General features: G+C 47.1%; 1 protein-coding gene and 6 rRNA genes. 1 reads left to right on the top strand and 6 read right to left on the bottom strand.

The features are described 5' to 3' along the window. Window positions 1-150: 150 nt before the first annotated feature. A 16S ribosomal RNA gene (locus tag AC503W_RS01340) occupies window positions 151-1,701 on the bottom strand. Window positions 1,702-2,770: 1,069 nt separating this feature from the next. Here AC503W_RS01340 and AC503W_RS01335 point away from each other — a divergent pair. Next, window positions 2,771-3,550: a methyltransferase domain-containing protein gene (locus tag AC503W_RS01335; RefSeq protein WP_494915734.1), complete on the top strand. Its 780-nt coding sequence runs from the start codon at window positions 2,771-2,773 to the stop codon at window positions 3,548-3,550. Window positions 3,551-4,113: 563 nt separating this feature from the next. Here AC503W_RS01335 and rrf (AC503W_RS01330) read toward each other — a convergent pair. The 5 genes from rrf (AC503W_RS01330) to AC503W_RS01310 all read right to left on the bottom strand — a co-directional run bounded on the left by rrf (AC503W_RS01330) (window position 4,114) and on the right by AC503W_RS01310 (window position 12,850). Further along, a 5S ribosomal RNA gene (gene rrf / locus AC503W_RS01330) occupies window positions 4,114-4,229 on the bottom strand. Window positions 4,230-4,293: 64 nt separating this feature from the next. Continuing rightward, a 23S ribosomal RNA gene (locus AC503W_RS01325) occupies window positions 4,294-7,227 on the bottom strand. Window positions 7,228-7,400: 173 nt separating this feature from the next. After that, window positions 7,401-8,951: ribosomal RNA gene (locus AC503W_RS01320) — 16S ribosomal RNA — on the bottom strand. A 785-nt stretch (window positions 8,952-9,736) separates the two neighbouring features. Next, a 5S ribosomal RNA gene (gene rrf, locus AC503W_RS01315) occupies window positions 9,737-9,852 on the bottom strand. A gap of 64 nt (window positions 9,853-9,916) precedes the next feature. Then, window positions 9,917-12,850 (bottom strand): 23S ribosomal RNA (locus AC503W_RS01310). Together the 16S, 23S and 5S rRNA genes form the textbook arrangement of a ribosomal RNA operon. Window positions 12,851-12,866 lie beyond the last annotated feature (16 nt).

Raw genomic sequence — 12,866 nt, 5'->3', positions numbered from 1 at the left:
TTGAAAAAAATTAATTGCCTTCTATCTATTATCTAGTTTTCAAGGAACAATGTAGAAAGATCGTCATCACGATGTGATGAGTCCTTCGTAGTTGAATGAATTACTCATTCAAAACTGAACAAAACAAAAGCGCTCTCGTATTATCCTTAGAAAGGAGGTGATCCAGCCGCACCTTCCGATACGGCTACCTTGTTACGACTTCACCCCAATCATCTGTCCCACCTTAGGCGGCTGGCTCCATAAAGGTTACCTCACCGACTTCGGGTGTTACAAACTCTCGTGGTGTGACGGGCGGTGTGTACAAGGCCCGGGAACGTATTCACCGCGGCATGCTGATCCGCGATTACTAGCGATTCCGGCTTCATGCAGGCGAGTTGCAGCCTACAATCCGAACTGAGAATGGCTTTATGGGATTCGCTTACCTTCGCAGGTTTGCAGCCCTTTGTACCATCCATTGTAGCACGTGTGTAGCCCAGGTCATAAGGGGCATGATGATTTGACGTCATCCCCACCTTCCTCCGGTTTGTCACCGGCAGTCACCTTAGAGTGCCCAACTGAATGCTGGCAACTAAGATCAAGGGTTGCGCTCGTTGCGGGACTTAACCCAACATCTCACGACACGAGCTGACGACAACCATGCACCACCTGTCACTCTGTCCCCCGAAGGGGAACGTCCTATCTCTAGGAGTGTCAGAGGATGTCAAGACCTGGTAAGGTTCTTCGCGTTGCTTCGAATTAAACCACATGCTCCACCGCTTGTGCGGGCCCCCGTCAATTCCTTTGAGTTTCAACCTTGCGGTCGTACTCCCCAGGCGGAGTGCTTAATGCGTTAGCTGCAGCACTAAAGGGCGGAAACCCTCTAACACTTAGCACTCATCGTTTACGGCGTGGACTACCAGGGTATCTAATCCTGTTTGCTCCCCACGCTTTCGCGCCTCAGTGTCAGTTACAGACCAGAAAGTCGCCTTCGCCACTGGTGTTCCTCCAAATCTCTACGCATTTCACCGCTACACTTGGAATTCCACTTTCCTCTTCTGCACTCAAGTTCCCCAGTTTCCAATGACCCTCCACGGTTGAGCCGTGGGCTTTCACATCAGACTTAAAGAACCACCTGCGCGCGCTTTACGCCCAATAATTCCGGACAACGCTTGCCACCTACGTATTACCGCGGCTGCTGGCACGTAGTTAGCCGTGGCTTTCTGGTTAGGTACCGTCAAGGTACCAGCAGTTACTCTGGTACTTGTTCTTCCCTAACAACAGAACTTTACGACCCGAAGGCCTTCTTCGTTCACGCGGCGTTGCTCCGTCAGACTTTCGTCCATTGCGGAAGATTCCCTACTGCTGCCTCCCGTAGGAGTCTGGGCCGTGTCTCAGTCCCAGTGTGGCCGATCACCCTCTCAGGTCGGCTACGCATCGTCGCCTTGGTGAGCCATTACCTCACCAACTAGCTAATGCGCCGCGGGCCCATCTATAAGTGACAGCCGAAACCGTCTTTCCATCTTCTCTCATGCGAGAAAAGAACATATCCGGTATTAGCTCCGGTTTCCCGAAGTTATCCCAGTCTTATAGGCAGGTTGCCCACGTGTTACTCACCCGTCCGCCGCTAATCTCAGGGAGCAAGCTCCCATCGATTCGCTCGACTTGCATGTATTAGGCACGCCGCCAGCGTTCGTCCTGAGCCAGGATCAAACTCTCCGAAGAAGTGTTTGACTTGCTCATTTTGCTTTTTTATAGTGTGTGCTCACTCAAAATTTACGTTGGCGCTTTGTTTTGTTCAGTTTTCAAAGAGCAATTTATCTCGTTGTTCGTTAGAACAACTTGTTTATTCATCATAACACACTATCGATTAGTTGTCAACTTCTACGAAGTTTTTAACTTTTTTTAATCGCTGTGTTTTTCAGCGACCATTTCATCTTATCATTTTCTTTATAAGAAGTCAATAGTTTTTATTGCGTCATTTCTTCTAGCCATTCAGCTATAAGCAATGAAGTTTTGCGTTTGTTTTCTTAGTGCTTATTTATATTAATCCTTTTCAGTTTCAAAGTCAACACATTTAAGTGAAATACCTTATTATAATTTATTAGGATAATAATGTTCCTCCTCCATTGGATAACAAGTACCACTGACGGTACTCTTTAAGGGAAGGATTATCCCTCCACTCTTCATTTATACACAATAAGCTTTCAATGTTAATCAAGGACAATTATTACTTTCTACCATAAAGGGATAGCCTTTTAAATAAGGAGAAAATAATTTCTATATAGAGCCTTATCAGATATTACACACCACTCTTGTTACTCTTGCAGAAATCATTCTAATATCACAATTATGAAACAAGTAAGCTGACATGAGTCTATATTAATATTAAAGGTCCATATCTAAGGTTAATGGAGAATACCCTTATTGAACTTATGATAGAGAGCTGCACCAGGGGCGTAAATGAAACCAGTTCTCCTAATGTGAATGCTTAATATCCTTACACTCTGATTATACAGCTTAACTTATTAAACGAATTTAAGTTACTTCTAACTCAAATATAACTCTCAAAACAGTCAGAGGGCGTTACCCATTTACATGATACGGTGAAATTAATAACAAACGGTTCGTATTATGTTATAGGCTGTGTTAAAGATAAGGGTTGATTTTCGTAAGGGAATATTGTTTGTGAAATGTTACGCTTAAACTAACGAGGCAGTTTAGTTGAGGAAGGAGGACTTTTTATTAACTTAAAGAATAATAATTATTTTAGATCTATTAAGGGGGATTGTATATGCAATTAACAGACCCTACAACTTTTACAGAATGGGTGCAGCCACATTCGATAGAATGGTATAAACAACTTAGTGACATTCAGGGTAAATACATATATTCTTGGAATTCTACACTTACAGAGCCTAACGGAGAATCAATATTTGATAAAGAAGTAACTAAAATCACAGTTGGAAGGAAAGTATTGGATGTTGGATGTGGACACGGCGAGCTAACAAATGAATGTGGCTCGGGAGCAAAAGAAATAATTGGGTTTGATGTAACAGAAAAGTTCTTACAAGTTAGGCTAAAAGATAAAAAACCAAATGTATCTTTTGTTTTAGGAAATATAAAAAATGGATTGCCTTTTGAAATTGATGAATTTGATTGTGCATACATAAGGAAAGGTCCTACATCCGCATATCCATACCTTAAGAAAGTTATAAAAAGTGGTGGCAAAGTAATTGGTCTCCATCCTGGAGATGAGACAAATAAAGAATTACCCCTTTTATTTCCTAACCTCTTTGATTCTTCAATAGGAACTCCAATCTTAAATCTCATTAATCATAGAATTGATATTAGTAAGTTCTCTCATTCTAAGATTGAAGCAATAAATAGTACAGAGTATATTCACTCCCCATTGGATGTTTTAAAATTACGTTGTTTCGGTCAACACCCTTCCATTTATGAAACTATAAAAGAAAAAAACTTGTATGAAGTATCTAAGATTTTCGAGCAAAATGCCACAAAAGATGGCTTACCTATAACATTTTCTTGTTATATAGTTCGAGCAACTGTTTAATATTTTCTTTTCTGCTTCTTATAGAACTAGCAGGGGCTTTAAAGTTATAAGTCCTGGAGTTGATCTTTTTTTAGAAAATCTAAAAGGAGCTGATCTAATAGCCAGTTTTATTGACTATTACGCGCAGCTCCTCTCAATTCATTATTTTAATCTTAAATTCCAATCATGAAGATTTTGAGTTAGGTCTTTGAAATCTATAATTAATATCATGTTGAATAGAGCGTTATAAATTACTGTTTATATGCTCATTACTTTCATTATTGAGTCTACCTTCATTAATAAAAAATAACCCGCAGTATAAGGGGTACAGATAATATTTAATTTGTTACGTAATATAGACCATCGTTTATAAAAAACACAGCACTTTAAATATGAGAATAAGGTTTTTTTAATATATGAGTGTGTAGAAAGGGATAAAACTTTGGAAGTCCCCTCCACCTTATATAAGATATGAAGTTAATTCTTTATTTATAGGTAAAGCTCTTTCCCTCTACAAAAGTAACCCATGTTCCATTTTTATTGAGAACACAAAAAAGGCCAGCCTAGTGGCTGACCTTGAAATGGCTTGGCGGCGTCCTACTCTCACAGGGGGAAACCCCCAACTACCATCGGCGCTGAAGAGCTTAACTGCCGTGTTCGGAATGGGAACGGGTGTGACCTCTTCGCTATCGCCACCAAACATATCAGGAACGTTGTTCCTTCAAAACTAGATAATATCAGAAGGTGTTCATCTTTTTAAAGCGTTGGTTAAGTCCTCGATCTATTAGTATCAGTCAGCTCCACATGTCGCCACGCTTCCACCTCTGACCTATCAACCTGATCATCTTTCAGGGATCTTACTAGCTTGCGCCATGGGAAATCTCATCTTGAGGGGGGCTTCATGCTTAGATGCTTTCAGCACTTATCCCTTCCGCACGTAGCTACCCAGCTATGCCTTTGGCAAGACAACTGGTACACCAGCGGTGCGTCCATCCCGGTCCTCTCGTACTAAGGACAGCTCCTCTCAAATTTCCTGCGCCCGCGACGGATAGGGACCGAACTGTCTCACGACGTTCTGAACCCAGCTCGCGTACCGCTTTAATGGGCGAACAGCCCAACCCTTGGGACCGACTACAGCCCCAGGATGCGATGAGCCGACATCGAGGTGCCAAACCTCCCCGTCGATGTGGACTCTTGGGGGAGATAAGCCTGTTATCCCCGGGGTAGCTTTTATCCGTTGAGCGATGGCCCTTCCATGCGGAACCACCGGATCACTAAGCCCGACTTTCGTCCCTGCTCGACTTGTAGGTCTCGCAGTCAAGCTCCCTTGTGCCTTTACACTCTGCGAATGATTTCCAACCATTCTGAGGGAACCTTTGGGCGCCTCCGTTACTCTTTAGGAGGCGACCGCCCCAGTCAAACTGCCCACCTGACACTGTCTCCCACCCCGATAAGGGGCGCGGGTTAGAATTTCAATACAGCCAGGGTAGTATCCCACCAACGCCTCCACCGAAGCTAGCGCTCCGGCTTCTCAGGCTCCTACCTATCCTGTACAAGCTGTAACAAAATTCAATATCAGGCTGCAGTAAAGCTCCACGGGGTCTTTCCGTCCTGTCGCGGGTAACCTGCATCTTCACAGGTACTATAATTTCACCGAGTCTCTCGTTGAGACAGTGCCCAGATCGTTACACCTTTCGTGCGGGTCGGAACTTACCCGACAAGGAATTTCGCTACCTTAGGACCGTTATAGTTACGGCCGCCGTTTACTGGGGCTTCGGTTCAAAGCTTCGCTTGCGCTAACCTCTCCCCTTAACCTTCCAGCACCGGGCAGGTGTCAGCCCCTATACTTCGCCTTGCGGCTTCGCAGAGACCTGTGTTTTTGCTAAACAGTCGCCTGGGCCTATTCACTGCGGCTTTTCTGGGCTATTCACCCTAAAAAGCACCCCTTCTCCCGAAGTTACGGGGTCATTTTGCCGAGTTCCTTAACGAGAGTTCTCTCGCACACCTTAGGATTCTCTCCTCGCCTACCTGTGTCGGTTTGCGGTACGGGCACCTTACATCTCACTAGAGGCTTTTCTTGGCAGTGTGGAATCAGGAACTTCGGTACTATATTTCCCTCGCCATCACAGCTCCGCCTTAATGGAAACGGGATTTGCCTCGTTTCCGGCCTAACTGCTTGGACGCGCATATCCAACAGCGCGCTTACCCTATCCTTCTGCGTCCCCCCATCGTTCAAACGATGTATAGGTGGTACAGGAATATCAACCTGTTGTCCATCGCCTACGCCTTTCGGCCTCGGCTTAGGTCCCGACTAACCCTGAGCGGACGAGCCTTCCTCAGGAAACCTTAGGCATTCGGTGGAAGGGATTCTCACCCTTCTTTCGCTACTCATACCGGCATTCTCACTTCTAAGCGCTCCACCAGTCCTTACGGTCTGACTTCAACGCCCTTAGAACGCTCTCCTACCATCGACACCATACGGTGTCAATCCACAGCTTCGGTGATACGTTTAGCCCCGGTACATTTTCGGCGCGGAGTCACTCGACCAGTGAGCTATTACGCACTCTTTAAATGGTGGCTGCTTCTGAGCCAACATCCTGGTTGTCTAAGCAACTCCACATCCTTTTCCACTTAACGTATACTTTGGGACCTTAGCTGGTGGTCTGGGCTGTTTCCCTTTCGACTACGGATCTTATCACTCGCAGTCTGACTCCCAAGAATAAGTATTTGGCATTCGGAGTTTGACTGAATTCGGTAACCCGTTGGGGGCCCCTAGTCCAATCAGTGCTCTACCTCCAATACTCTCATCTTGAGGCTAGCCCTAAAGCTATTTCGGAGAGAACCAGCTATCTCCAGGTTCGATTGGAATTTCTCCGCTACCCACACCTCATCCCCGCACTTTTCAACGTGCGTGGGTTCGGGCCTCCATTCAGTGTTACCTGAACTTCACCCTGGACATGGGTAGATCACCTGGTTTCGGGTCTACGACCTCATACTCATTCGCCCTATTCAGACTCGCTTTCGCTGCGGCTCCGTCTTATCAACTTAACCTCGCATGAAATCGTAACTCGCCGGTTCATTCTACAAAAGGCACGCCATTACCCATTAACGGGCTTTGACTACTTGTAGGCACACGGTTTCAGGATCTATTTCACTCCCCTTCCGGGGTGCTTTTCACCTTTCCCTCACGGTACTGGTTCACTATCGGTCACTAGGTAGTATTTAGCCTTGGGAGATGGTCCTCCCTGCTTCCGACGGGATTTCTCGTGTCCCGCCGTACTCAGGATCCACTCAGGAGGGAACGAAGTTTCAACTACAGGGTTTTTACCTTCTTTGACGGACCTTTCCAGGTCACTTCATTTACCCCGTTCCTTTGTAACTCCATATTGAGTGTCCTACAACCCCAAGAGGCAAGCCTCTTGGTTTGGGCTACATTCCGTTTCGCTCGCCGCTACTCAGGAAATCGCTATTGCTTTCTCTTCCTCCGGGTACTTAGATGTTTCAGTTCCCCGGGTCTGCCTTCAATACCCTATGTATTCAGGTAGAGATACTGTTCCATTACGAACAGTGGGTTTCCCCATTCGGAAATCTCCGGATCAAAGCTTACTTACAGCTCCCCGAAGCATATCGGTGTTAGTCCCGTCCTTCATCGGCTCCTAGTGCCAAGGCATCCACCGTGCGCCCTTTCTAACTTAACCGTTAAAAAGATCTTACTGATGCTTTGAAAAAAATTAATTGCCTTCTATCTATTATCTAGTTTTCAAGGAACAATGTAGAAAGATCGTCATCACGATGTGATGAGTCCTTCGTAGTTGAATGAATTACTCATTCAAAACTGAACAAAACAAAAGCGCTCTCGTATTATCCTTAGAAAGGAGGTGATCCAGCCGCACCTTCCGATACGGCTACCTTGTTACGACTTCACCCCAATCATCTGTCCCACCTTAGGCGGCTGGCTCCATAAAGGTTACCTCACCGACTTCGGGTGTTACAAACTCTCGTGGTGTGACGGGCGGTGTGTACAAGGCCCGGGAACGTATTCACCGCGGCATGCTGATCCGCGATTACTAGCGATTCCGGCTTCATGCAGGCGAGTTGCAGCCTACAATCCGAACTGAGAATGGCTTTATGGGATTCGCTTACCTTCGCAGGTTTGCAGCCCTTTGTACCATCCATTGTAGCACGTGTGTAGCCCAGGTCATAAGGGGCATGATGATTTGACGTCATCCCCACCTTCCTCCGGTTTGTCACCGGCAGTCACCTTAGAGTGCCCAACTGAATGCTGGCAACTAAGATCAAGGGTTGCGCTCGTTGCGGGACTTAACCCAACATCTCACGACACGAGCTGACGACAACCATGCACCACCTGTCACTCTGTCCCCCGAAGGGGAACGTCCTATCTCTAGGAGTGTCAGAGGATGTCAAGACCTGGTAAGGTTCTTCGCGTTGCTTCGAATTAAACCACATGCTCCACCGCTTGTGCGGGCCCCCGTCAATTCCTTTGAGTTTCAACCTTGCGGTCGTACTCCCCAGGCGGAGTGCTTAATGCGTTAGCTGCAGCACTAAAGGGCGGAAACCCTCTAACACTTAGCACTCATCGTTTACGGCGTGGACTACCAGGGTATCTAATCCTGTTTGCTCCCCACGCTTTCGCGCCTCAGTGTCAGTTACAGACCAGAAAGTCGCCTTCGCCACTGGTGTTCCTCCAAATCTCTACGCATTTCACCGCTACACTTGGAATTCCACTTTCCTCTTCTGCACTCAAGTTCCCCAGTTTCCAATGACCCTCCACGGTTGAGCCGTGGGCTTTCACATCAGACTTAAAGAACCACCTGCGCGCGCTTTACGCCCAATAATTCCGGACAACGCTTGCCACCTACGTATTACCGCGGCTGCTGGCACGTAGTTAGCCGTGGCTTTCTGGTTAGGTACCGTCAAGGTACCAGCAGTTACTCTGGTACTTGTTCTTCCCTAACAACAGAACTTTACGACCCGAAGGCCTTCTTCGTTCACGCGGCGTTGCTCCGTCAGACTTTCGTCCATTGCGGAAGATTCCCTACTGCTGCCTCCCGTAGGAGTCTGGGCCGTGTCTCAGTCCCAGTGTGGCCGATCACCCTCTCAGGTCGGCTACGCATCGTCGCCTTGGTGAGCCATTACCTCACCAACTAGCTAATGCGCCGCGGGCCCATCTATAAGTGACAGCCGAAACCGTCTTTCCATCTTCTCTCATGCGAGAAAAGAACATATCCGGTATTAGCTCCGGTTTCCCGAAGTTATCCCAGTCTTATAGGCAGGTTGCCCACGTGTTACTCACCCGTCCGCCGCTAATCTCAGGGAGCAAGCTCCCATCGATTCGCTCGACTTGCATGTATTAGGCACGCCGCCAGCGTTCGTCCTGAGCCAGGATCAAACTCTCCGAAGAAGTGTTTGACTTGCTCATTTTGCTTTTTTATAGTGTGTGCTCACTCAAAATTTACGTTGGCGCTTTGTTTTGTTCAGTTTTCAAAGAGCAATTTATCTCGTTGTTCGTTAGAACAACTTGTTTATTCATCATAACACACTATCGATTAGTTGTCAACTTCTACGAAGTTTTTAACTTATTTTTAATCGCTGTGTTTTTCAGCGACCATTTCATCTTATCATTTTCTTTATAAGAAGTCAATAGTTTTTATTGTGTCATTTCTTCTAGCCATTCAGCTATAAGCGATGAAGTTTTGCGTTTGTTTTCTTAGTGCTTATTTATATTAAGCCTTTTTCACTTTAAAGTCAACCGATTTCAGTTATATTTTTCTTTTTCTTTTGAGAATCAGATTATATAGAAGAAAGAGACTAAAAAAGTCTTCGTTTAACTTGTAAATCAAAGAATTAAGACCCAACCATACTCCAATAGATACCACTCCACTCCAGAATTTTAAAAAACATACTATATAGGGAGCTATTAATTGTTTTTGATATGCAAATATCCACGAGCCTACACTGATGCTTTCCTCTTTAATTTCATTGCTTTTTCTTACTCTTAATGCAATTCATTATCTATTTCTTTTTTAATCTCAATCTATCCGTCTCATTTTTCATTCTGCTTCAATGATCATCAAGTCCAGTAAATGGATTAGTTTATGCTGCAAAAAGCTGAGCCTAGTCATCCATATGAAAAAATCTTCTTTTGAACACAAAAAAGGCCAAGCCTAATGGCTGACCTTTGAAATGGCTTGGCGGCGTCCTACTCTCACAGGGGGAAACCCCCAACTACCATCGGCGCTGAAGAGCTTAACTGCCGTGTTCGGAATGGGAACGGGTGTGACCTCTTCGCTATCGCCACCAAACATATCAGGAACGTTGTTCCTTCAAAACTAGATAATATCAGAAGGTGTTCATCTTTTTAAAGCGTTGGTTAAGTCCTCGATCTATTAGTATCAGTCAGCTCCACATGTCGCCACGCTTCCACCTCTGACCTATCAACCTGATCATCTTTCAGGGATCTTACTAGCTTGCGCCATGGGAAATCTCATCTTGAGGGGGGCTTCATGCTTAGATGCTTTCAGCACTTATCCCTTCCGCACGTAGCTACCCAGCTATGCCTTTGGCAAGACAACTGGTACACCAGCGGTGCGTCCATCCCGGTCCTCTCGTACTAAGGACAGCTCCTCTCAAATTTCCTGCGCCCGCGACGGATAGGGACCGAACTGTCTCACGACGTTCTGAACCCAGCTCGCGTACCGCTTTAATGGGCGAACAGCCCAACCCTTGGGACCGACTACAGCCCCAGGATGCGATGAGCCGACATCGAGGTGCCAAACCTCCCCGTCGATGTGGACTCTTGGGGGAGATAAGCCTGTTATCCCCGGGGTAGCTTTTATCCGTTGAGCGATGGCCCTTCCATGCGGAACCACCGGATCACTAAGCCCGACTTTCGTCCCTGCTCGACTTGTAGGTCTCGCAGTCAAGCTCCCTTGTGCCTTTACACTCTGCGAATGATTTCCAACCATTCTGAGGGAACCTTTGGGCGCCTCCGTTACTCTTTAGGAGGCGACCGCCCCAGTCAAACTGCCCACCTGACACTGTCTCCCACCCCGATAAGGGGCGCGGGTTAGAATTTCAATACAGCCAGGGTAGTATCCCACCAACGCCTCCACCGAAGCTAGCGCTCCGGCTTCTCAGGCTCCTACCTATCCTGTACAAGCTGTAACAAAATTCAATATCAGGCTGCAGTAAAGCTCCACGGGGTCTTTCCGTCCTGTCGCGGGTAACCTGCATCTTCACAGGTACTATAATTTCACCGAGTCTCTCGTTGAGACAGTGCCCAGATCGTTACACCTTTCGTGCGGGTCGGAACTTACCCGACAAGGAATTTCGCTACCTTAGGACCGTTATAGTTACGGCCGCCGTTTACTGGGGCTTCGGTTCAAAGCTTCGCTTGCGCTAACCTCTCCCCTTAACCTTCCAGCACCGGGCAGGTGTCAGCCCCTATACTTCGCCTTGCGGCTTCGCAGAGACCTGTGTTTTTGCTAAACAGTCGCCTGGGCCTATTCACTGCGGCTTTTCTGGGCTATTCACCCTAAAAAGCACCCCTTCTCCCGAAGTTACGGGGTCATTTTGCCGAGTTCCTTAACGAGAGTTCTCTCGCACACCTTAGGATTCTCTCCTCGCCTACCTGTGTCGGTTTGCGGTACGGGCACCTTACATCTCACTAGAGGCTTTTCTTGGCAGTGTGGAATCAGGAACTTCGGTACTATATTTCCCTCGCCATCACAGCTCCGCCTTAATGGAAACGGGATTTGCCTCGTTTCCGGCCTAACTGCTTGGACGCGCATATCCAACAGCGCGCTTACCCTATCCTTCTGCGTCCCCCCATCGTTCAAACGATGTATAGGTGGTACAGGAATATCAACCTGTTGTCCATCGCCTACGCCTTTCGGCCTCGGCTTAGGTCCCGACTAACCCTGAGCGGACGAGCCTTCCTCAGGAAACCTTAGGCATTCGGTGGAAGGGATTCTCACCCTTCTTTCGCTACTCATACCGGCATTCTCACTTCTAAGCGCTCCACCAGTCCTTACGGTCTGACTTCAACGCCCTTAGAACGCTCTCCTACCATCGACACCATACGGTGTCAATCCACAGCTTCGGTGATACGTTTAGCCCCGGTACATTTTCGGCGCGGAGTCACTCGACCAGTGAGCTATTACGCACTCTTTAAATGGTGGCTGCTTCTGAGCCAACATCCTGGTTGTCTAAGCAACTCCACATCCTTTTCCACTTAACGTATACTTTGGGACCTTAGCTGGTGGTCTGGGCTGTTTCCCTTTCGACTACGGATCTTATCACTCGCAGTCTGACTCCCAAGAATAAGTATTTGGCATTCGGAGTTTGACTGAATTCGGTAACCCGTTGGGGGCCCCTAGTCCAATCAGTGCTCTACCTCCAATACTCTCATCTTGAGGCTAGCCCTAAAGCTATTTCGGAGAGAACCAGCTATCTCCAGGTTCGATTGGAATTTCTCCGCTACCCACACCTCATCCCCGCACTTTTCAACGTGCGTGGGTTCGGGCCTCCATTCAGTGTTACCTGAACTTCACCCTGGACATGGGTAGATCACCTGGTTTCGGGTCTACGACCTCATACTCATTCGCCCTATTCAGACTCGCTTTCGCTGCGGCTCCGTCTTATCAACTTAACCTCGCATGAAATCGTAACTCGCCGGTTCATTCTACAAAAGGCACGCCATTACCCATTAACGGGCTTTGACTACTTGTAGGCACACGGTTTCAGGATCTATTTCACTCCCCTTCCGGGGTGCTTTTCACCTTTCCCTCACGGTACTGGTTCACTATCGGTCACTAGGTAGTATTTAGCCTTGGGAGATGGTCCTCCCTGCTTCCGACGGGATTTCTCGTGTCCCGCCGTACTCAGGATCCACTCAGGAGGGAACGAAGTTTCAACTACAGGGTTTTTACCTTCTTTGACGGACCTTTCCAGGTCACTTCATTTACCCCGTTCCTTTGTAACTCCATATTGAGTGTCCTACAACCCCAAGAGGCAAGCCTCTTGGTTTGGGCTACATTCCGTTTCGCTCGCCGCTACTCAGGAAATCGCTATTGCTTTCTCTTCCTCCGGGTACTTAGATGTTTCAGTTCCCCGGGTCTGCCTTCAATACCCTATGTATTCAGGTAGAGATACTGTTCCATTACGAACAGTGGGTTTCCCCATTCGGAAATCTCCGGATCAAAGCTTACTTACAGCTCCCCGAAGCATATCGGTGTTAGTCCCGTCCTTCATCGGCTCCTAGTGCCAAGGCATCCACCGTGCGCCCTTTCTAACTTAACCGTTAAAAAGATCTTAC

It is taken from the genome of Peribacillus suis, from assembly GCF_059384845.1.
The sequence above is the reverse complement of the archived record's forward strand: the minus strand, read 5'-3'. Positions and strand labels throughout refer to the sequence as shown.